20 protein-coding genes are annotated in these 20,787 nt (G+C 37.5%); 4 read left to right on the top strand and 16 right to left on the bottom strand.

Annotated features, from left to right (window positions below):
* Positions 1 to 33 precede the first annotated feature (33 nt).
* The 14 genes from metF to BHF68_RS06605 form a co-directional block, all read right to left on the bottom strand.
* Positions 34 to 927, bottom strand: a complete 894-nt coding sequence (gene metF / locus BHF68_RS06670; protein WP_069642859.1) for a methylenetetrahydrofolate reductase [NAD(P)H] — start codon at positions 925 to 927, stop codon at positions 34 to 36.
* A 95-nt stretch (positions 928 to 1,022) separates the two neighbouring features.
* Entirely contained in the window at positions 1,023 to 2,342 is a 1,320-nt protein-coding gene (locus BHF68_RS06665) for a YheC/YheD family protein (protein WP_069642858.1), read from the bottom strand.
* Positions 2,343 to 2,474: 132 nt separating this feature from the next.
* Positions 2,475 to 2,690: a hypothetical protein gene (locus BHF68_RS06660; RefSeq protein WP_069642857.1), complete on the bottom strand. Its 216-nt coding sequence runs from the start codon at positions 2,688 to 2,690 to the stop codon at positions 2,475 to 2,477.
* Positions 2,680 to 3,861 (bottom strand): ArsA family ATPase, encoded by a 1,182-nt coding sequence (locus BHF68_RS06655; RefSeq protein ID WP_069642856.1) that lies wholly within the window; start codon positions 3,859 to 3,861, stop codon positions 2,680 to 2,682. Before BHF68_RS06655 ends, BHF68_RS06660 begins: the two co-directional genes overlap by 11 nt.
* Positions 3,862 to 3,986: 125 nt before the next feature.
* Positions 3,987 to 4,466 carry a MarR family winged helix-turn-helix transcriptional regulator gene (locus BHF68_RS06650; protein ID WP_069642855.1) on the bottom strand — a complete coding sequence of 160 codons (480 nt, stop codon included), beginning with the start codon at positions 4,464 to 4,466 and terminating at the stop codon, positions 3,987 to 3,989.
* Positions 4,467 to 4,542: 76 nt separating this feature from the next.
* Entirely contained in the window at positions 4,543 to 5,175 is a 633-nt protein-coding gene (locus BHF68_RS06645; RefSeq protein ID WP_176719892.1) for an ABC transporter ATP-binding protein, read from the bottom strand.
* Positions 5,168 to 5,953 carry an ABC transporter permease gene (locus BHF68_RS06640; protein ID WP_069642854.1) on the bottom strand — a complete coding sequence of 262 codons (786 nt, stop codon included), beginning with the start codon at positions 5,951 to 5,953 and terminating at the stop codon, positions 5,168 to 5,170. Before BHF68_RS06640 ends, BHF68_RS06645 begins: the two co-directional genes overlap by 8 nt.
* The gene (locus tag BHF68_RS06635; RefSeq protein ID WP_069642853.1) at positions 5,928 to 6,935 is read right to left on the bottom strand and encodes an ABC transporter substrate-binding protein; all 1,008 of its coding nucleotides are present in this window, start codon (positions 6,933 to 6,935) and stop codon (positions 5,928 to 5,930) included. Before BHF68_RS06635 ends, BHF68_RS06640 begins: the two co-directional genes overlap by 26 nt.
* A gap of 25 nt (positions 6,936 to 6,960) precedes the next feature.
* Positions 6,961 to 7,698, bottom strand: a complete 738-nt coding sequence (locus tag BHF68_RS06630) for a TspO/MBR family protein (protein ID WP_141706243.1) — start codon at positions 7,696 to 7,698, stop codon at positions 6,961 to 6,963.
* 79 nt (positions 7,699 to 7,777) lie between these two features.
* The gene (locus BHF68_RS06625) at positions 7,778 to 9,667 is read right to left on the bottom strand and encodes a sensor domain-containing diguanylate cyclase (RefSeq protein WP_084019257.1); all 1,890 of its coding nucleotides are present in this window, start codon (positions 9,665 to 9,667) and stop codon (positions 7,778 to 7,780) included.
* Between the two features lie 253 nt (positions 9,668 to 9,920).
* The gene (locus BHF68_RS06620) at positions 9,921 to 10,811 is read right to left on the bottom strand and encodes a Gmad2 immunoglobulin-like domain-containing protein (protein WP_069642852.1); all 891 of its coding nucleotides are present in this window, start codon (positions 10,809 to 10,811) and stop codon (positions 9,921 to 9,923) included.
* A 93-nt stretch (positions 10,812 to 10,904) separates the two neighbouring features.
* Positions 10,905 to 11,633, bottom strand: coding sequence for an Rv2686c family ABC transporter permease subunit (locus BHF68_RS06615; RefSeq protein ID WP_218070330.1), 729 nt, complete (start codon positions 11,631 to 11,633; stop codon positions 10,905 to 10,907).
* Complete coding sequence (locus tag BHF68_RS06610; protein ID WP_069642851.1) at positions 11,633 to 12,358, bottom strand: fluoroquinolone export ABC transporter permease subunit; 726 nt, start codon at positions 12,356 to 12,358, stop codon at positions 11,633 to 11,635. The genes BHF68_RS06615 and BHF68_RS06610 overlap by 1 nt, the downstream gene beginning before the upstream one ends.
* Positions 12,351 to 13,205, bottom strand: a complete 855-nt coding sequence (locus BHF68_RS06605; RefSeq protein WP_069642850.1) for an ABC transporter ATP-binding protein — start codon at positions 13,203 to 13,205, stop codon at positions 12,351 to 12,353. The genes BHF68_RS06610 and BHF68_RS06605 overlap by 8 nt, the downstream gene beginning before the upstream one ends.
* A gap of 135 nt (positions 13,206 to 13,340) precedes the next feature.
* Here BHF68_RS06605 and BHF68_RS06600 point away from each other — a divergent pair, with 135 nt between their 5' ends.
* Positions 13,341 to 14,498 (top strand): N-acetylmuramoyl-L-alanine amidase, encoded by a 1,158-nt coding sequence (locus BHF68_RS06600; protein ID WP_069642849.1) that lies wholly within the window; start codon positions 13,341 to 13,343, stop codon positions 14,496 to 14,498.
* Positions 14,499 to 14,505: 7 nt separating this feature from the next.
* On the opposite strand, the gene BHF68_RS06595 is transcribed toward BHF68_RS06600, so the two are convergent.
* Complete coding sequence (locus BHF68_RS06595; protein ID WP_084019256.1) at positions 14,506 to 16,362, bottom strand: ABC transporter ATP-binding protein; 1,857 nt, start codon at positions 16,360 to 16,362, stop codon at positions 14,506 to 14,508.
* Entirely contained in the window at positions 16,359 to 18,086 is a 1,728-nt protein-coding gene (locus BHF68_RS06590) for an ABC transporter ATP-binding protein (protein WP_069642848.1), read from the bottom strand. The genes BHF68_RS06595 and BHF68_RS06590 overlap by 4 nt, the downstream gene beginning before the upstream one ends.
* A gap of 278 nt (positions 18,087 to 18,364) precedes the next feature.
* On the opposite strand from BHF68_RS06590, the gene BHF68_RS06585 reads away from it, so the two are divergent.
* From BHF68_RS06585 to BHF68_RS06575, 3 genes are read left to right on the top strand one after another with little or no spacing between them, the layout of a single operon-like run.
* Positions 18,365 to 19,027: a hypothetical protein gene (locus BHF68_RS06585; RefSeq protein WP_218070329.1), complete on the top strand. Its 663-nt coding sequence runs from the start codon at positions 18,365 to 18,367 to the stop codon at positions 19,025 to 19,027.
* A gap of 14 nt (positions 19,028 to 19,041) precedes the next feature.
* The gene (locus BHF68_RS06580) at positions 19,042 to 19,836 is read left to right on the top strand and encodes a cache domain-containing protein (RefSeq protein WP_069642846.1); all 795 of its coding nucleotides are present in this window, start codon (positions 19,042 to 19,044) and stop codon (positions 19,834 to 19,836) included.
* Between the two features lie 33 nt (positions 19,837 to 19,869).
* Complete coding sequence (locus BHF68_RS06575) at positions 19,870 to 20,676, top strand: histidinol-phosphatase HisJ family protein (RefSeq protein ID WP_069642845.1); 807 nt, start codon at positions 19,870 to 19,872, stop codon at positions 20,674 to 20,676.
* Positions 20,677 to 20,787 lie beyond the last annotated feature (111 nt).

The following is a 20,787-nucleotide window of genomic DNA, read 5'->3' as shown; positions in this document are numbered from 1 at the left end:
TTTGTCACTACTATTTACCTACTACTTACTTGCTTATGATGGCTTGCCTGCGAGCGCTCCACGCACCTCTATAATGCGGTTAACAATTTCTCTAGTTGCGTCAGGCTTGTTCATCGTATATATATGAATTCCATCAATACCCCAAGACATTAAGTCTATCATCTGTTCAATAGCATAGGCTAGACCTGCTTCTCTTAAAGCCTCTGGATTGTGTTCATATCTGTCAAGAATTCTCAAGAATTTCTTTGGCATCGCGCAGCCTGTTAGGGAAACAATTTTCTCTACTTGGTTTTTATTTAGAACTGGCAGAATACCTGCTACTACTGGAACATTTATATTATACTTCTGTGCCTGCTCCATAAATCTATAGAAAATCTCATTATCAAAAAATAACTGCGTAACTAAGAAGTCAGCACCAGCATCAACCTTATCCTTTAGATATGTGAATTCCTCATGCTCTGATTTAGCATCTGGATGACCTTCTGGATAACAGGCTGCACCAACACAGAAATCACCTTCTTGCTTAATATGTTTAATTAAGTCAAGGGCACTGGAATAAGCACACGGAAACTCTGCATTTGAATCGACCTTTTGTGGATAGTCTCCACGCAAGGCAAGAATATTTCTTACTCCCTTTGAATTTAATGCTTGTAGTATCTCCGTAATCTCTTCCTTAGAAGACGTCAGGCAAGTTAAATGAGCTAACGCTGAAAGCCCATACTTCTCCGTTATATATGATGCAATATCAACTGTCGTTCCTTTGGTGCTGCCTCCAGCCCCGTAGGTTACACTGATAAAGTCAGGCACCATATTATACAAATCATCAATAGTTTCATATATGGTATCAACAGGATATTCTTTTTTCGGCGGAAAAATTTCAAAGGAAATCAACGGTTTTTTCTCCCTAAACTTATCTCTAATTAACATTTTACTACCCCTCCACTTAATAACTTGTCCTATAGGACCTCTGCTATGCTATTTCATATGTGAATACTATTATAGCATAACAAAGTTCTTTGTCTCTAAAAACCTGCAATCGCTTTCGCATATTCTATTGGTTTAGATTTTACTTTATAAAACAATTCTTTTTTATCATCTAATAGCATTAATGTATTTGTCAACAATCGCTTGTTCACTTCTAAGAACCATATATCTAAATTGTAATCTACAATTAAATCTATAGCAACATCAGCATAATGTCCCCGCTGCTTATCTACGTATTCACAGAGCTCTTTACAGGTTGTAAACATTTTTCTTTCTAGACTTCTAGCCTCTATTTCTGTTATGCCGTACACTTGCATCAATGGATTGATTCCTTTATGCACTTGATCTATGTTAGTTGCTGTTGGATTCGTGGTTATTTTCCCTTTTTTAGCAAATCGAACGATAAAACCAGGGCTTTCCCAGGCTCCCTGCTTGTTTCTTTGCATATAGACACGAATATCCACTCTACGATTTCCGTGTGCTACTTCGATACTTTGTTGTACGAGATAGGTCTTTCCAGAAATTTTTTGCAGGTATTTTAGTAGCCCTTGCTTGCGATATTTCTTAAACTTCGTTTTTTGATGCTCTTTTACTAGATACTGCCCTTCTTTTTTAGCAACGTATATTATACCTTTAGCTTTTGATCCCGCAGTGGGCTTTAAATAAACAGCCCTAAAATCATCCAGTATCTTTATAACATGCTCTGGGCTTTTTACTTGCTCCGTGTAAGGGAATAGCTGTTTTAGATGTTCATTATTTTTTACCCAATTCCATAATTGAAGTTTGTCGTAGTTAAAATCATTAAATAGCTTATCTCCAATTTCTGATTTAATATCGTTAATGACCCGTTCATCCATCTTAGCACGGATATAGACAGCATCTGGGTATGGTATCGAACTTTTAACAAACTTCTTTTCTAAATCGTTTTGATTAGGAGCATAATAGTAGCCATCAATAGTCTTCTTATTAGTGTTTACTCCTTCTGCCGCGAACAAAAACATAACGCCTTGTATTTCCTTATATTTAGTAAACCTAGGAAGCTCCCCTGCCATACGACTATAACTTAAGCTACTATTAAATTTACAAACACAGATTGCTATTACTGGACCAATTTGCAGTGTTTTATTTGTTACCTTTAGCTCGTATGGTATTTTAGAAGGCATGGAAATTGCACTTGCTAGCTTTGAGGATAGACCTATTGTATCTGCATCCATCTGATACGACAATTGAATACGTATCGGTCTTTGCCATTGCCCAAATTTGAAAATCATATAACGTGAAGGAATTCTATGTTTCCAAATTGCTTTTCTATTTAAATATATTACGTCTTCATTACTAGTTATAGTTTTTATAAACATCTGCTTGCCCCCTTCCATGAAAACACAATAATTATCCTTTAAAATACAGTATGTGTTTCGTTGTAGATTTGCTAGATTGCAATACCTAGACATTGATAAATGTGCTTTTGTATTGATAAATATACTTTTGTATTAATCAATATCCACCTTTTGTAACGAATCTTTATTCGTGTGCTTTGTGTTTTCTTTTTCATTAAGATATTCTCCTGTTACTGTACGCAGTGCCTCTAGCACTGCATCTTTTGTTGCTTCAGCCTGCCTCCGCATAGGATTTGGCAGTGTGCGAATACATGAATTGGTCAATTCTAGCTTTGCTTTAATTATATTGTTTACAAGATTATTCCTCATTCGGAGTCACTCCTACTAAAGATATATTTAAGTACTCGTTTTCAAACTTCGCACCATTTACATTGTATCCGCGCAATGTACGTGGTAGTGTAACCGTCCGTTTAATTAGACCAGCACGGATAATTAGTTCATCCCCTTTTTGATTCAGAGATAAGTCGTGTTTTTCTACGAATGGCATATAAATCTTTAACAAATATCCAGTGTCAGTTTTTTCAATCGTCTGTGTGCGCTGGTTATAAAACACCTTAGTTGCATCATTGTCGGCAAAAATTTCTTCTGCCATACGACTTAACATATCAAATCCTAGAACTTCCTTCTCAAACATCGGAGCTTGAAAAATAGGTACAGGCTCAAAACTATCACGAATCATGCCTTTGTATTTAGATTGAATATCCTTCCAAACAGAAAAGTATGGGTCTGTAACCTCTTCTGGTATCACACGATTAACAACGATTGCATCGACATTAAAATTATAAATATTTAGATACGTAAAACTACGCTGTGCTTCTTTTACAACCATCTTCTCAGGATTAACAACGATTCGAATACTTGTCGTGTCTCTATCAGTAAAAATCTGTCTCATTTCATCTAATTGGTTGTAAATTCGTTCAAACTCACCCATAACACCGTCGCTCGGCAATGGAATGCCTATTAATGGTTCTGCTATTGGTTTAAGCACTTTAATCGTTTTCCGCTTCATTGAGAAGAATCGCTCCATCCACCAGCGGAACATATCTGGAAAACTTAACAGTGCTAACGTCTCGCCCGTAGGTGCGCAATCAACAATAATTAAATCATATGTTTTCTCTTTATAATATTTAAGAATCCTTAACAAGCTGAGCAGGTCTTCAATGCCTGGAAATATCGTCAGCTCTTCAGTAGTAATATCGTTAACTGCGTTTGCCGTGAATAGTGTTGTTATATACTTCTGTACCATACCCCAGCCTTGCTCTAATTCGTGGTTCGTATCAATTTCTTGTGCCCATAGATTATCCTCTAATTGCATTGGCTCTGGTGACAGCTTTTGGTCAAATGAGTCTCCCAAGCTGTGGGCCGCATCTGCGCTAATAATTAGCGTCCTCTTGCCTTCTCTAGCACTTTTCACTGCTGTAGCAGCAGCAATACTTGTTTTCCCTACTCCACCCTTACCTGTGTATAAAATAATTCTCATTTTCAATTCCTCCTGTTTTTGTTTTATTTTTTACAAAACACCACCATGCTTCGTCCGCCAAATATTACGTCAGCCGAAATATCGTGCAAAGTAATTGCCCGCTGGATTATAAACCCTTGGGCTAATTAATCAATTTCAATTTTCTGTATCTTAGCTGTTGTCTCTTGTTTATCGGCCTTGTGCTGCTTATTCTTAAAGATATTAACGACCTTGAAAAAGACTTTTATCAAAAGCTGCTTTTCTTCATCAGTTAATTCGGCTTCGATTTTAGAGATATAGTTAGTTACCAGTTCTTTCATTTGCACAATTAGTTGGTTACCCTCATCTGTTAAGCGAACAACCACGACACGTCTGTCTAACTCACTGCGCTCTCTCTTTAACAAACCACTTCTAACCATCCTATCAGCTATGCCTGTGGCAGTACTCATCGGCATATTGATAGCTTCCGCCAGTTGACTCATGCTAAGCTCACGCTTGCGCTCTACAAGTAATAGTGCCATCAGTTCTGTTTTTGAAAAATTCAAGTCAAGTTCTAGCCATTCCTCAGGGTAGAAAAATGTCTTCGCATGGTCAAGTATAATATCATATAAGTTATTGACATCCATCTTTTTATTTCCTCCAAAGAATATTTCGCCTTTCGTAATATCTTGATGCAAGATTATCATGTAGACAAAACAATTGTCAAGTTTTATTTAATTTCAGGGGTGGCCCTTCAAAATAATATACTTCATCTGCTAAGTAGTCCGCTTCAAAGCGGTCATGGGTAACTAACAAGCATATTTTATTTGCTTGCTTATATTCTTGTCGTATTAAGTCCATGATTTTAGTTTTAATCTTTATATCTAACCCTTTAAATGGCTCATCTAAAATCAACACCTCACCGCCGTAAGCCAATGCCCTAGCAATAGCTACACGTTGTCTCATGCCCCCACTTAGCTGCCTTGGATAACTATGTTTATAATTAATTAAGTTCACTGCTTCTAAATAATAATCCACCTTTTGCTTAGCAAGTTCTTTTGGATAGTGATGTTTAAGTACCAATAGTACATTCTGCTCTACAGTTGACCATGGCAACAAGCGCTCCTCTTGAAACACAACAGCAATCCTTCGCCCACTAAGTCCAGAAATATCCCCCTGATCAAATGGTACAATTCCCAACATCCCGTGTAGCAATGTGGTTTTCCCACATCCCGAAGGTCCGAATAAACTGTAAATTCCATTGTATTCAAATGAAACTGAAAGATTTTCAATTATAGATTGTTCCCCATAGGATTTATATATCCCTTTTAATATTAACCTACTGCTATCACTCACAATTAGCACCACCTTTAGTCTCCTGCCTTTTTACGACCCAGGTGAAGATTCTTTCAAACACTAGACTTAATATAACAACTACGATTGTCCATGCAAAAAGCTCCGCAGAATCCAAATATACTTTAGCACTATAAAGATTGCTTCCTACGGCTAAACGAGGGTGACTTAGCACTTCTGCCGCAACTGTAACCTTCCATCCAAGTCCAAGGGATGTAACAGCTGCTGCTAAAAAGTACGGTTTAAGCGTAGGTAGATAAATCTCTTTTAGAATTGTGCTAATTTTAACATGATGGACTCGTGCCATTTCTACTAGCTTTATATCTGTATTGCGTACGCCTTCAACAACATTTGTGTAAATAATTGGAAAGCACATTAAAAAGCAAATAAAAATCGGTACATTTGATGATGTGAACCAGATTAGTGCAATGATAATAAAGGACATTACTGGAGTAGATTTAATAGTAACAACAAGCGGATGCAGCAAATCATAAATAAAGCGATTCAAACTTGCTAAAACTCCAAGCATAAGTCCAATTATCATTGACAAAAAAAGCCCTACAGCCACACGATACATCGTATAGGCAGTAGAGATCCAAAATGACTTTAATAAAACCAGCTCCTGCAGCTTAGTAAATACGGCTACAGGAGATGGCAGATATATATCCTTTTGTATCATCATATAGCCAAACTGCCAAACCATGACCCAAAAGGCTAAGATTAGTAGCTTGTATATGATTGCGTTTAAGCTTTGTTTACTTATTAAAGTAAAATCCTTCATCCGGCAAACTGCCTCCAATAGATCTCGGCTCATATTCTAGTAATACTTGATAGTATGCTTCTAAGTCATTTCTAGCTTCTAGCGCATCAATAAATACTATATTAGAATTAGGAATCGCTGCTTTAGCAATTACTGCATTTGGCAAAATATCATGCTTCTCTATCAGTGCAGCCGCCTTATCATGCTCAGAATTAACAAAATCTACAGACTGTTTGTATTCTTCAAGAAACTTAGCAACTAACTCAGGATGTTCTGTAGCATATGATTTTTGTACAATTATGCTCCCCATAGGTAAACGTAGACCGCCCGTTGCTTGCTCCCAAAGCTCGTTTATATCCAATGCAATTCGCAGCTGATTATTTCTCGCCATGGCTGTCGTAACATGGGGCTGAGGTAATATAGCTGATTCAACATCACCCGCTACTAATGCCGCCGCTAAATCGGCGTGCTCTAACTTGTAATCAAGCATAACATCCCGTTCTGGGGTTAGCCCTTTATATTCTAGTAAATAGCGTGTAATAAAATCCGGAGTTGCTCCCTTACCGCTAATACTTAAATTCTTCCCTATTAAATCCGTTAACGACTGAATCGATTCTCCGTTTTCTAGTAAATAGAGCACCCCCAAGGTATTAACAGCTGCTAGCTGAACTTCTCCTTCTGTTCTATTGTACAGTATTAGTGCGAGATTAGTAGGAACTGCAGCTATATCTACTTCTCCGTTAATAATTTTTCCAACTAATGCATCTGGACTATTAAATAGTTCAAAATCATATTCAAAGGCTCCAGTTCCCTGTTCCTGTTGGTCTATAAGTTGAACCATACCCATGCCTGTTGGTCCTTTGAGTGTTGCAATCTGGATTCCTGGTTTTTCTGTTAATGGCTTTTCTGATGTGGTGTTTTCAGCTGTTCCGCAGGCAGCCAAAAGTACCGCTATACATACTATACTAATAAAACTAAGTAATATCTTTTTCTTTAAATTCATAGCTTCCCCCTATAAACGTAGCTTACTACTGATACATTCTATCATTCTTGAAAAAAAGTAGCCACAAACTAACTACAAACAATGTTGCTGCAAGTAAATATGCTGCTATAGCTACAGTTTGATAGGCTTGATAATTCTGTACCCCAATACCAACAAACGCCCAGATAAAGACTAGTACATAAAGCCCGTCACAATAGCGCCACATAATATAAAGAGCAAGCACACTCGCCACTACTAGCATAATTAAAGTCCAGGTCACAGCAGATAACCCCCACTGTCCCCAACCAATATATACAAGCCAATAGCTAATATTTGCAATCGTGGCTACGCTAATCCAGCCTAAGTAAATTGAAAAACTTGCCTTCTCTAACCTTGAGCGCGATAACCTTCGAACCTGTCGGTAAATTATTATTAAAGTAGTCAATAATCCAATCATTACTAAGACCGTTAAAGTAAAGTACTCGTAGTGCCATAGCACAATCCAGATAGCATTTAAAATGCAGCTAACGATAAACATTGGTCCAATACGACGTTGTAGCAAGTACTCTCCATCTTTATTAAACCACTGCCTGACAATCCATGTTCCAAGCAGCAGGTAAATTACGCCCCAAATCGAAAACACATACCCCGCTGGAGTAAACAAGACCTCTAAGCGATTTGATATTTCCCCTGTTGTCTGACCATTAAGTGGTATCCAATTGGCTAAAAAGTTTACTAGTACCATCATTAAATATGCTAACGTGTTTAAAACTACTATTATCACAATAATCCTCCCCTTTGTTAACAAATGATTTGATAGTACAATTCTATTAACCTTGATGAATTAAATATGCCATCCGTTATCATTTATTCACAGCCGTTATATGTACCACTTTATTCCTACCAGTCTGTTTCGCATTATATAACGCTTTATCTGCTTTTCTTATGAAATCTTCAGCATTGTCACTTTCCTTAACAATCTGAGTGTTTACACCTAAGCTCACTGTGCAATAACTACCTACCCTTGAGTATTCATGCCCAATTCGCAAATCCTCAATAGCCTTTCGAATCACTTCAGCTTTATATAACGCTCCCTCCTCCTCAGTATTAGCTAATAGCACGACAAACTCTTCCCCACCAAAGCGAGCAACAAAATCTGTACTCCGCTTAACGACATCAGTTAATGCTGCTGCAATTTGCTGTAATGTAGTATCCCCCTGTAGATGTCCATAATTATCGTTATATTCTTTAAAACAATCAATATCTAGCATAATAATTGATATTGGTGTCTGTTCCCTTAATGCCCTACGCCACTCTTCATTTAATCGTTCGTCAAACAGCCTTCTATTTGCTATGCTTGTTAACGGGTCAATTTTCGACAACTGTTCTAATCGCATATTTGCAATCTCCAGCTCTAATGTTCTATCCTTTACTTTTACCTCTAATTGTTCATTTAACTCTTGTAGCTCCTCATACATAACAGCATTTTCCGTTGCTAGCTTGGTCGCCCGTATATACGCATCATTAAATCTCCAAGCTAAAAATATAGCTTGCAGTAGCACGAATATTAAAACAGCAATTGATAGCATTTCCACTGAACGAATGACATGCAAATCACTCAGATAGTCGTTCAATGCAGCCACTAATATAACACCACTACCCACAGCCATAATCCAGGCGCCGCGTATTTTTTTGAAAAAGCCTTCCGTTATTAATATATAAATCATAAATAAAGCTGCGAGCAAGATTAGCATTAAAGCGTATTGAAATAACCAATCGTAGAAACTTACAGACGTTATGAATATCAGAGCCGTAAGAGCTACGACCACATATTTCGAAATATGGGCCGCTTTATCTAAGGTTGGTGAATAGAAAATCTCTCGAACATATAAGATTACCAAAGGCAGTAAAATAAACACTGGCAAGTAGCCTATTTTAGTAAATAATTCTGGTGGAAGCTCCGGAAGCAACCGACTTAATATCCGGTCTCCCATGACTGCATTACGTAAGGCTACTATGAATGCAAACACGGCAATGTAAAGTGCTGCCTTATCTCTCCTTTGAATAAAATAGAGTATTAAATAGTATACTGCAATTAGCATTAAGCTGCCAAAAATGATACTTGATTTAATAACTTCTCTATAGGTCATGGTATGTATCTGCTCTTGCGTCCCGAAAAATACCTCATTTAGTTTTACCCGTCTATGGTGATAATTCGCCACTTGTACAATTATATCTATTTCATGGGTATCTGTAATAAAAAAGACTTCCGCTGGTATGTAACGTCCTATATAGTCATCTGCAGACTCCGCCACTAAACCTGATGAATGGGCAAGATTTCCATTAATCCATAAATTCATAGCTGAAGCAAAATATCTGAATTTCAATCCATACACCTGCTCTAAATCATCAACTGTAATAGTTAGCCTAAGGGTAGCATAACCTTTAGAAGGCAGTGCAACACCCTCATGCTGGTGTGTTGTCCAATCTGCTGGGATTGAAATCCAGTCCCCTCGCTGATCGTTCTCTCCCACAAAGTCCGCAGGCTCTAACAACCGTTGCCAATAGAAACTCCAATCTCCATTGAGCTTTAATATACCATCAGCCTCAAAGTCCCAATTGCTTGTATCAATAATTCCGTCAATAGCTCGCGGAATCCCCTTGTCCTTATCAATGACACTAGCCCCGTAAGAGATTGTTGCTAGGCTGAGAATAACTATGCATATTAGAAAAGTAAATTTGATTTTGTTCATACCATTACCTCATGTATATCTTTAAAATCAACATTTAAATAGTTATTTGTATTAAATGCAGTTTTTTACATATTTTTATTCTATTTCGACAATAATTGACATCTTCCTGCTTTTTCAGCTTTTTAATCAAAAAATCCTTGTAACCATCGTCACAATAGAGCAACCTATGCAAATAAGCCAACCCTTATCGGATTGGCTTTGATTGACTTTGGATGAATTTTCATCCTTTAGCTTATGCAGTTATTAATAAGCTTTAGTTCTCTACAACTAACGGAATCTCAACAACAAACATCTTAGAACCATCCTTCATACTAACACTATACAACTCAAGAAGTATATCACCTGTAGTTCCGCTAGGTATTTGAATTTCTTCCTCAAAATATCCCCAGTCACCCATCATGCCCGTTGTAAAACCTGTGCCTATAACATCTCCTGTATTTGATATAAGCTCATAGCTCACTGTACCCTCAAAAACGCTTGTAAGGCCTGTCAGCTTAAAGCTACCCCAAACCTTCTCGTTCGGCTCAGGTGAGAATACCTTAATCCACTCTGAGGATGCAACAATTGGCTGGTCAATATAATCAATACCATACACACTCATAAAATATCTATCTGATTCATCAATATCTATCGCCCTTAACGGCAGCGCCTGCTCTTCAACAATAACCAAATCATAAGGATAGGTTATCGCTGTTGTAACAGGGTCTCCTTCCGCTGGCTCTTGTGTTTGAACATTTACCACGAGCTCTTCCTCTGCACTTACTACATCTACTACTTCTATGCTATAGCCACCAGTAGGTTTTGTTCCCATAGTAACGAGAACAAAGCGGTAACCATCATATTCCCGCTCCTGAACAGCTTGTAATTCACGGGAATAAGTAATCCACTGACGTATTTCGTCTGGAAGGTTTTGTTCATCTGGTCGATAAAAACCTTGCTCGAATACCATCTCTTCATCAACACCGATACCATTTGCTTCCCCATTATCTACTCCATTGTCTCCAGGGAGTGCAGACTGCTCATCTCCATTGCCATTTTCAGGATCAACAGGCTGCTCAGCACAACCCGTTAGTAAGCCAATCGTTAATATCATAGCTACGATTATAATTAACGCTCTTAGATAACTTATTTTATTCATTAGCATTTCTTGCCCTCCTCATAGAATAATTTATCATACTTATACTTCCATAATAGTAGCTAATGTATTCCATGTAAAACCTTAGCCTGTTTTATACCACTACCCTTTTCGTATAATTCTTCTTATGAACACCCTATACATTATTATATTAAGCATGATAATATATCCGAATCCAACAGCAATATACTGGTACATTGCTAAGTACAATATCCCGTCGCCCCTGACAATGCTACTAATAACTTTCGCAGGCCAATATCCTGGTACTGGTGAAAACATTAGCTCTTTGGCATCAAAGAAAAACAAGGATACAACTGGGAGTATTAACAGCGTTCCAACACCCTTCATAACCGCAAATCCTTCAATTTTATTACTGGATAGGGAATTGATTAACAGTCCAGTAAATGGAGCTAGCAATGACGCCAACGAAGCTATCACGATTAATTGGAGCCATGTAAAGCTAATAATGTTAGAAAATAAAATTACAAAGATACAAGCTATAAATGACAACGCTACCATGATTATGATACGTACAGATAAGAACCCATGAATACTTAATGGTGTCACCCGAATTGAAGTTAAAATCTTATCGTCGCGATCCTCTAATAGTGAAAAGCCCATAATCGCACCATAAACCTGCGGAATAATTAGAACTAAAACAACAAGTATAACATCTGCAAAAAGCTCAACCTCAAAACCAGCCGTATCTGCTAACCAAGGTACTAGATACCTGCCAATTAGGGCAAACAAAACTGGATAAAACAGCATAAACCTCAGCATAGAATCTCGTAGCCACTTTTTTAATTCATTAGCCATAAAGTCCGAAAGCACTATATACCACTCTCCCTAGCAGCAAACTCATGAAACTTAATAATTGAGTATCTTAATAATAAAGCAGCTGCGATACTTAAATAACTAACCGATAGCAGTATCTCCCACAGTTCTACCGCCTCCACTGAGGCATTGATCAATATCATCGATGCTTTTGTAGGCACTGCATACAATACTGTGGTTATTAAATCACCTGTCAAGATTTGTAGCTGTTCAAGTAGTACTGGTATTAATAACACAAAAACATATTTCATCATGTTCATTAATAGGCTTGTAAAGTCCTTTGAATAAAATGTTAGTAGTAAACCTACCAGTGAGTGAAATAGCGAAACTAACAATACAGCAAACAATAGTAAAAATATGTTTATACTAATATCTTTGAAAAAAACCGCATAGACATACAGAATTACAATCGTTTTCATATTCAACAAAATATTTGCACTAATCTTAGCCAGCACATATTCAAACTTAGTAATTGGTGCGACCATTAATGTTTTCAAGACACCTTCTTGCCTTTCAAAAAACACCGTCACTCCAATCATAATTATTGCCATCGAAGTAGCATCTAAAATCACTAATAATGGAAATATCGCACTCACATCTTCAACCCCTGAGAAATGTAGCATACCTAACCATATCAGTAAAACCACAAAGCTCGCTGCTAAAATATTATATTTTTTGATTCGTTGCAGTTCTCCAGTAAGTAATACCGCAAAATTACTCATCGGTATCCACCCCTGTCACCTTGATGAAAATGTCGTCTAAGGTTGTCTCCTTACTATGAATCGTGATGATTTCCTTTGTTTTTACAATTTCAATGAATTCCTCGTTGTTTTTCAGACTATCCAAATCAAATAATTGTTTCACAGGCGCTGAATCCTGTATATACTCCACTTCGACCACGCGCTGTCCGTGTTTAAGTTTTAAGCTCTTTGGTGAATCGATCTCAGCAATAACACCGTTAGCCATAAAGGCAACACGATTACATAATTCATCAACATCATTCATAAGGTGGGTTGTTAAAATTACCGTACCTCCTGCTTGCCTGAATTCGCGAATCATATCTTTGATAATTCTTGCGTTTTTAGGGTCTAGTCCATTTGTCGGCTCATCAAGAATTAGCACCTTCGGGTTATTCAATAGTGCGCGCACAAAGTTTAAGCGCGCCTTCATACCCTTTGAGAATTCGCCCACTTGCTTATCCTTATCTGCGTACAAACCTACCCGTTTTAACAGCTCATCACAATCTGCGTTATTAGCATAGAGTTTTTTGAAAAATGTTAAATTCTCCTCCGCAGTCAGCTTTGAGAAATGGACTGGCATTTCAAAGCCTACACCAATTTCTTGATAAAACTCCTTGCCATAGCATTGCAGGTCCTTACCCTTAAAAGTAACCTCGCCCTGATAATTCTCTAGTAGTTTAATTAAAATTTTTTGCGTAGTACTTTTCCCAACTCCGCTCGGTCCTAACAGTCCAAAAATCTCACCTTCTTGAATCTCGAAAGATATTCCCTTTAAAGTTTTTTCATTGTTTTTCGGGTAGGTAAAACTTAAATCTTTAACAGCGAACATTATTAACTTCCTCCCTTTTCGCAAGATTATAGTAAAATCTTATAATTTTTATTGTGTGTATAATTTTGGCATTAACGTTAATAATGTATCTACTTATATACCCAAAACTGAAAACTAGACAGGAGTCGGTCTTAAATGGCTAAGAGAGTAACTTCCTTAATGTGCTTGCTTATTGTTTTATTCATTATTTTAACAAACTCAAGCAGTACCGATACATCTACTACTAATATTCAATCTAGCAGCAATGATACGAAGGAAATTAATGTTTTTTTTAATAGAGATAAAGTTAATTTTGCCGATGCTAAGCCTTTTATCGATGTAAATCATAGAGCATTAGTTCCAATTAGATTTCCTAGTGAAGCAATTGGTGCCAATGTTTTTTGGGATGGCAATCGACAACAGGTGGTTATAACCAAAGGAAATAATAAGATTACCTTTACAGTCGGGAAAAACTCCTATGTAGTAAATAGCGTTACACACTACATGGATACAGAAATGGTTGTATATAATAATCGGGCTTATATTCCAATTAGATTCCTAATGGCAAGCCTAGGCTACGATGTATATTGGTATGATAGAACTATATTTATTAGGGATGATAGCTATAAGCCTATAAGAATATTTATAGATTCTGGTCACGGTGTCGGTGCAAATGCTGGAGTTTATCCTAGATATCCTGATGGTGTGTTTGAATATCTAGTTACTAGGGGGTATCCTATCGGACAACAGACTATAAGTAATTTCACCTCTGGAGCACATGGTGAAATGCAGCTCAATTGGGCAATTGGTTCAAAACTAGAACAAATCTTGTTAACAGATACGCGTTTTAACGTTATGAGAGATAGAGCTTCTGTAAGTGCTACTGGCTTGCCAAATTACTTGCGTGCAGAAAAAGCAAATGCCTGGGGAGCCGATTTGCGAATATCATTGCATGCTGAGCGAACAGGTAATTCATCAGGCTATTTTATAGCGCTACCAAGCGACCGATTCGTCCTTCCCGAAAGCTTCGGAGGGTATTATACGCAACAGGTGAAGGACGATTCTGAGTCGTTCGCTAAGCTTTTATTAGAAACCTTAGATTCCTCTCCACTACATTGGAACCGCTTTGGTAGTGGCTACCTTCGTAATAACTCTGGCTATGTTGCTTATCATTTCGCTAAGCATCCAACAGTAATCGTTGAGTTAGACAGAAACAGAGATTGGTCTAGAAGCATTGAGCTAGAATCAAACCAAGAAATCATTGCAGAATATATACATCTAGCTATTAGTAATTATTTTTTCTCATCCAATTAACTATAATTTAACTTTCAACAATATGATTGAGGGAGAATTGACTATTGTATAAGTCTGCATAAAAGCCTTTTTGCTTCAGTAACTGTTCGTGGGTGCCTTGTTCGATAATATCTCCACGATTCATTACTAAGATGAGGTCTGCATCCCTTATCGTTGATAGTCTGTGGGCAATTACAAAGCTTGTGCATCCTTGCATCAATTGACCCATAGCCTTCTGAATATTCATTTCTGTTCTTGTATCTACACTACTAGTTGCCTCATCTAGAATAAGGATTTTCGGATTGGCTAGAATTGCACGGGCAATTGTAAGCAGCTGTCTTTGTCCCTGTGACAGATTGACCGCATCCTCTCCAAGCATTGTGTTATAGCCCTGCGGGAGTGTTCTAATGAAATCGTCAGCATGGGCACCTTTTGCAGCGGCTATAATTTCCTGTTCACTAGCGTCCGCTTTGCCATACGCGATGTTGTCGCGGATCGTGCCGTTGAATAACCACGTGTCCTGCAGCACCATAGCAAACATTATCCGTACTTGCTCGCGCGAGAAATCATTTAGGCTATGTCCCTGAATACGAATAGCTCCTTGATTTACATCGTAGAAGCGCATCAGCAAATTAATTAATGTTGTTTTTCCAGCACCAGTAGGGCCTACAATCGCAACTGTTTGCCCTTCTTTTACATCAATTGTCATGTCATTGATGATCGGTTCGCCCTTCTTATACCCAAAACGCACATGCTCGAAGGCTATGCTTCCACCTATGCTTTCAATATCAAGATTTGAGTGCTTATCTGGAGCTTCCTCTTCTTCATCCAATAGCTTGAAAATTCTTTCCGCTGAAGCGATAGCTGTTTGAATCATGTTCGCAATCGCTGCCATCTGAGACATCGGATGTGATATTTGCTGGGAGTACTGAACAAAAGCCTGCACATCACCAATTCGTACATTTCCTGATACAACAAGTAGCCCACCTACAATACAAACTAAGACGTAGCCAATATTACCGATGAACGTAACTAGTGGCATCATAATCCCAGAGATAAATTGTGCCCTCCAGCCTGCATTGTATAGTCTGTCATTGATTGCATCAAACTCTTCAACAGCTTTGTCTTCATATCCAAATGCTTTAACGATATGATGTCCACTAATCATTTCCTCTACATGTCCATTGATATTCCCTAGCTCCTCCTGCTGTCTCTTAAAATGCTTCTGCGAAATCGAGGTAATATAATGAACAACTACACCACTTAATGGGACAGTAAGCAACACCACCACCGTTAAAAGCGGACTAATAATTAGCATCATAATAATAATTCCTACAACACTGATGACGGAGGTGATTACTTGGGTAAGTGCATTCTGTAGTGATGCACTAATATTGTCAATATCATTCACGGCGCGACTAAGAATATCTCCATGGGAGTGCTGGTCATAATATTGAAGTGGTAATCGTGCTAGTTTTTCGCTTACCTCCTGGCGTAGTTCGGCAATCGTCCATTGTGAAACACCCGCCATTATATATTGTTGTAGAAACGCAAATACAGAAGAAAACGCATACAAAAATAACAGCATAATAAGCAATTGACCAATAAATGAAAAATCGATTGCCGTTCCTGCCATAAAGCTTTCAAAGATTGATGACGTTGCATCCCCTAAGAGCTTTGGACTGATTACATTGAACAGGGTAGAGAGAACGGCCGCAAAGGCCACAAAAACAATCTGCTTGCTTCTAGGCTGTAAATACCGCAACAAGCGCAATAGCGTCTTCTTAAACTCCTTGGGTTTTTCTACAGGCATCATTGAACGATTCCCAAGACCAGTATTATTACTTTTCCCTCTAAAGGAGGGGGATTTTTTGTTTTCCGTCATGCACTCTCCCCCTCTGTTTGCTGAGATGCAACAATCTCTTGATAAATTGAGTTGTCCTTAAGTAACTCTTCATGGGTTCCGTTGCCAACTAGCTTGCCTTCATTTAATAAAATAATTCTATCTGCATTCATTACTGTTCTAACACGCTGCGCTACAATAATAACAATTGCATCTTCAATTTTCTGCTTTAGAGCATGACGAAGTCTAGCATCTGTTTTATAATCAAGGGCAGAGAAGCTATCATCAAAGATGTAGATATTTACCTTCCTAACGAGCGCCCTCGCGATTGCCAGACGTTGCTTTTGTCCACCTGATAGGTTAGCCCCAGCTTGTGATATGTGGCTATGAATCCCCTCTTCTTTTACTTCTATAAACTCCATTGCCTGCGCTGTCTTTAATGCCTCAATGACTTCAGTATCCGTCGCGTCATCTTTCCCAAAGCGCACATTTTCGGCTATAGTACCGCTAAACAAAGAAGCTTTTTGCGGCACATATCCAATCTTGTTTCGTAGATCTTTAATTTTTACATCACGGATATCTGTATCCCCAACCATGATTTTTCCTATATCTATATCATAATAACGTAGAATTAATTGCACTAATGTAGACTTCCCTGCCCCAGTACTACCTATAATCGCTATCGTTTCACCTGCTTTAGCTTGAAATGATATGTTGTCTAGGGCTGGTTTTTCCGCTCCTTCGTAATGGAAGGTCACATTTCTAAACTCTAGTTTAGAGACATCACTAACCAGCTTTCTTGCCGTTGATGAATCAGTAATTTTTGCTTGTATGTTTAGCACTTCATTAATTCGTTCAGCGGATGCCTGAGCCCGAGGAATCATAATAAAAGCATACGACATCATAATCAGTGACATTAAAATCATCATCGCATACTGAAGGAACGCCATTAAATTACCAACCTGCATTGCCCCCTGATCAATTCGAATCGCACCAAACCAAACTATAGCTATATTTGTGAAATTCATCGTAATCAGCATAATTGGAAATACAACAGCAATAATCCGATTAACCTTTACACCCGTATCCCGGTACTCATTATTAGCTTCAGTAAAGCGTGCCTTTTCAAAATTCACACGATTAAAAGCACGAATCACCCTAATTCCCGATAATGTTTCCCGTAACAAAAGATTAAGGCGATCCGTTCGCTTCTGAAGCAATCCAAACAAAGGTATAGCCTTCCGCGCTATAAGCACAATCGACCCAACCAAAATTGGCATCGCCACTAAAAACACTAGCGATAGCACTGGCTCCCTCGAAACCGCCATAATTATACCACCAACCAGCATTAATGGCGCCCTTGTCATCATACGCAGCATCATATTGACGACATCTTGAATCTGCTTAATATCATTCGTTGATCTCGTAATCAGCGATGCAGGTCCAACCCTTTCGAACTCCTGTAGCGAGAAACTCTCTATTTTTACAAACAGCCTGCGACGAATGTCTCTTGCAAAGCCTAATGCTACTCGGTTAGATATATAAGCTACCGCAATTGTAAAAAGAACAGCAAAGAAGGCAAACAGCACCATCCAGCCACCTGTCTTTATGATAAATGGTACGTCCTCATTTACAATTCCCACATCGACAACGTCAGCCATTAGTGTCGGCAGATACAGCTCTAGCATAATCGCTATTAGTGTAAACACCATAATTAATGCAATCAAGTACTTATAAGGTTTTATATATTTCAAAATAGCTAACATATCAATTTCACCTTTTCATATTGTAGGTACCTTATACATTCATTCGTAACATGACTAGTAATTGTGGAGTAACTGTGGAGATTAATCGGAATTTGTGTGGTCTTTTCTGACATTTATTGAACTGACAGCAATAAGGAAGTAAAATTATACTATATAAAACCGATGTTTATAGTAAGGTTTGTCTAGTCATATACTACGACTGCGAGGCGTTGACTGTGTATTTCATTTTATCGATATTCATTTTAATTATAGTATATATATCTATGCAAGTTGTTTTTATGTATCAAGCTGGTGAAAATATCCCTGATTGGTTCTCAAATATTATTGGTGCGGCAATTGGTGCTCTAATTGCTATCTTGGGCTCTGTTTTAATCCAAATTGCTTCACAATCTCAGAAAAACAAAAAAGCATTAGAAATCCAGCTATCTCTTTTGAATAAGGAAATCTATGATAATTTTATGGTTTGTCTATATCGTATTAAAAACACGTCCAGCGATATACCTTACTTTCACAATATGTACGATAAATTAACTAGTAATGGTACTACAGCAACTAATAACAAAGAATTTCAGGAGGCACTATCTGATCTTTATTTTTTGATAAAACGCGGCACATATAGTAAGAAGACTTACAACTCATTCTACGAAGACGTATTTAAAAAGCAAAAAGCCCCCGCAAATTTCAAAGATGTGCGTGAAATTATCGAATGTGTTGGAGTTGATCAAGTCTACGAATTTGCCATATTACAGCAGATAGTGTTTTTAAACAAACATTTTAAATTAAATCTCAATTTACCTTATGACGATTTTGTAAAAGTACTAGAGTATGATGCGAGCATTCAAAGAAACTTCCAGGACGACACAAAGAATTACATTGCTGAACTAATCTGCAGACAAGTTTTTAGTGATGATAGAATCTTACATGTTTTGAAAAAAGTTTAAATGGGGTGTTTTGAATGATTAATAATGTACCACGCTATACAAACTTAATACTACAGATTCCAAAACGAAAAGCGTTCCTTGCCGATGCCCAAAGGAATTATAAAGCTCTCAAATCATTTTTTGATAGAAAGCTAGAAATCGTAAATTCTTTAAGTCTCGACCCACTAGTTATTGAATTTTTAAATTCATTTACACCATCAACATGTACAAGTAATCACCCTGAATTTAGTACTATCGTTTCATATCTGAAAACATGTTTTGAAGAAGATGATTTGCAGCAATCTTTTTTAGGTATATGTGTTAACAGCGACGTAATCGATAGTAATGGCAGAACTAGGCTGTCCGATTGCAAAAGCAAGCTACAAGCAATACATTCACTTGCTGACTGGATATGCTATAATGAAGCCATATCGTCGAATGGGCAATCAACCGTGACACTGCCTTACAAAGATTTTTCTGGATTATATAATATGTCCTTTGCTAAAGCTGTTACAAATAGCGAAGATGGTAAAAACATTGGCGTTATCGGATTTGATGTAAATCTTCGTAGCGTTATAAAGGCTTTTAGACCGAGTAGCTACTTTATTATCGCTGGTCCAGAAGGGCAAATCTTATATTCTTCCTATTGTGCCATAGAACAGTGCTTAGAGAGAAAATATAATTTGAAGATGCTAGTATCACCAACAACATATAAAAAAATTCTATCTAGAGATAATGAGTATATTTATGATAAAATTGACTCACATTATTCCCATATATGGAGTCTACCAATCATTGACGACAAATACTACTTTATTGCTTTTAATTAACAATATCCAAACTTTAAATAGCGAGGTCTTTAAATGTTTGACTATCATGTACACACTAATTTCTCTGCCGATTCATCAATGCATATGGAAAAAGCCTGTCAGGCTGCCATAGCTAAGAACATACAGGAAATCGCCTTCACTGAGCACTTAGATTTATTCTATCCTAACTGCGATTTAACTTGGAACCTTGAGTATGACAATTATGCCAAGGAAATAGATACAATGCGTGCTAAATACGGTAACCAGCTGAAAATCTTAAAAGCGATTGAGGTTGGCCTTCATCCAAGTGTTTATCAAGAAAGCCGTCAGTTTACTAACGATAATCAATTTGACTTTATCATTGGCTCTGTACATTTAGCCGATGATAATGATTTACACGAGGGCTACTTTTTTAAAGATAAGTCTTTACAGCAAGCGTTAGAAATTTATTTTCTTACTATAAATAATTGCGTTAAAGAATATACTGACTTTAATGTGCTTGGCCACCTTACATTGATTAAACGCTATTTGCACTATCTTGAAAGCCATTGGGAAGATGTAAATTGGGAAGATTATTTTGATATTATTGAAGACACCTTTAAGACATTGATTGATACGTCTAGAGGCATCGAGCTTAATATGTCAGGCTTTCGTTATAATCTTAACTGTTCTTTACCAACATTGCCTTTTCTACAGTTGTATCGGGATTTAGGAGGCGAAATAATTACTGTCGGTTCTGATGCCCACTGCGAATCCTATGTAGGAAAAAATATTGCTTTAGGATATGATCTACTAACAGAAGCTGGCTTTCAATACGTTACAACCTTTGAAAAGCGCCAGCCTATTTTTAACAAACTGTAGCTAATATAATTGACCCACAAAAGGACACTCTTGAAATTATTCCAAGGTGTCCTTCTATATTTTAGATAATTTTATTATACGCTATTTTTCGCATGGGTCCATTCAAAATGG

The sequence above is a fragment of the Desulfuribacillus alkaliarsenatis genome (assembly GCF_001730225.1).
GTDB lineage: Bacteria > Bacillota > Bacilli > Desulfuribacillales > Desulfuribacillaceae > Desulfuribacillus > Desulfuribacillus alkaliarsenatis.
The sequence above is the reverse complement of the archived record's forward strand: the minus strand, read 5'-3'. Positions and strand labels throughout refer to the sequence as shown.

What these genes read in the sequence shown, in the direction of transcription:
- metF (WP_069642859.1), bottom strand. Translation starts at nt 927, where the DNA reads ATGTTAATTAGAGATAAGTTTAGGGAGAAAAAACCGTTGATTTCCTTT.
- BHF68_RS06665 (WP_069642858.1), bottom strand. Translation starts at nt 2,342, where the DNA reads ATGTTTATAAAAACTATAACTAGTAATGAAGACGTAATATATTTAAAT.
- BHF68_RS06660 (WP_069642857.1), bottom strand. Translation starts at nt 2,690, where the DNA reads ATGAGGAATAATCTTGTAAACAATATAATTAAAGCAAAGCTAGAATTG.
- BHF68_RS06655 (WP_069642856.1), bottom strand. Translation starts at nt 3,861, where the DNA reads ATGAGAATTATTTTATACACAGGTAAGGGTGGAGTAGGGAAAACAAGT.
- BHF68_RS06650 (WP_069642855.1), bottom strand. Translation starts at nt 4,466, where the DNA reads ATGGATGTCAATAACTTATATGATATTATACTTGACCATGCGAAGACA.
- BHF68_RS06640 (WP_069642854.1), bottom strand. Translation starts at nt 5,953, where the DNA reads ATGAAGGATTTTACTTTAATAAGTAAACAAAGCTTAAACGCAATCATA.
- BHF68_RS06635 (WP_069642853.1), bottom strand. Translation starts at nt 6,935, where the DNA reads ATGAATTTAAAGAAAAAGATATTACTTAGTTTTATTAGTATAGTATGT.
- BHF68_RS06625 (WP_084019257.1), bottom strand. Translation starts at nt 9,667, where the DNA reads ATGAACAAAATCAAATTTACTTTTCTAATATGCATAGTTATTCTCAGC.
- BHF68_RS06620 (WP_069642852.1), bottom strand. Translation starts at nt 10,811, where the DNA reads ATGCTAATGAATAAAATAAGTTATCTAAGAGCGTTAATTATAATCGTA.
- BHF68_RS06610 (WP_069642851.1), bottom strand. Translation starts at nt 12,358, where the DNA reads ATGAGTAATTTTGCGGTATTACTTACTGGAGAACTGCAACGAATCAAA.
- BHF68_RS06605 (WP_069642850.1), bottom strand. Translation starts at nt 13,205, where the DNA reads ATGTTCGCTGTTAAAGATTTAAGTTTTACCTACCCGAAAAACAATGAA.
- BHF68_RS06600 (WP_069642849.1), top strand. Translation starts at nt 13,341, where the DNA reads ATGGCTAAGAGAGTAACTTCCTTAATGTGCTTGCTTATTGTTTTATTC.
- BHF68_RS06595 (WP_084019256.1), bottom strand. Translation starts at nt 16,362, where the DNA reads ATGACGGAAAACAAAAAATCCCCCTCCTTTAGAGGGAAAAGTAATAAT.
- BHF68_RS06590 (WP_069642848.1), bottom strand. Translation starts at nt 18,086, where the DNA reads ATGTTAGCTATTTTGAAATATATAAAACCTTATAAGTACTTGATTGCA.
- BHF68_RS06585 (WP_218070329.1), top strand. Translation starts at nt 18,365, where the DNA reads ATGTATCAAGCTGGTGAAAATATCCCTGATTGGTTCTCAAATATTATT.
- BHF68_RS06580 (WP_069642846.1), top strand. Translation starts at nt 19,042, where the DNA reads ATGATTAATAATGTACCACGCTATACAAACTTAATACTACAGATTCCA.
- BHF68_RS06575 (WP_069642845.1), top strand. Translation starts at nt 19,870, where the DNA reads ATGTTTGACTATCATGTACACACTAATTTCTCTGCCGATTCATCAATG.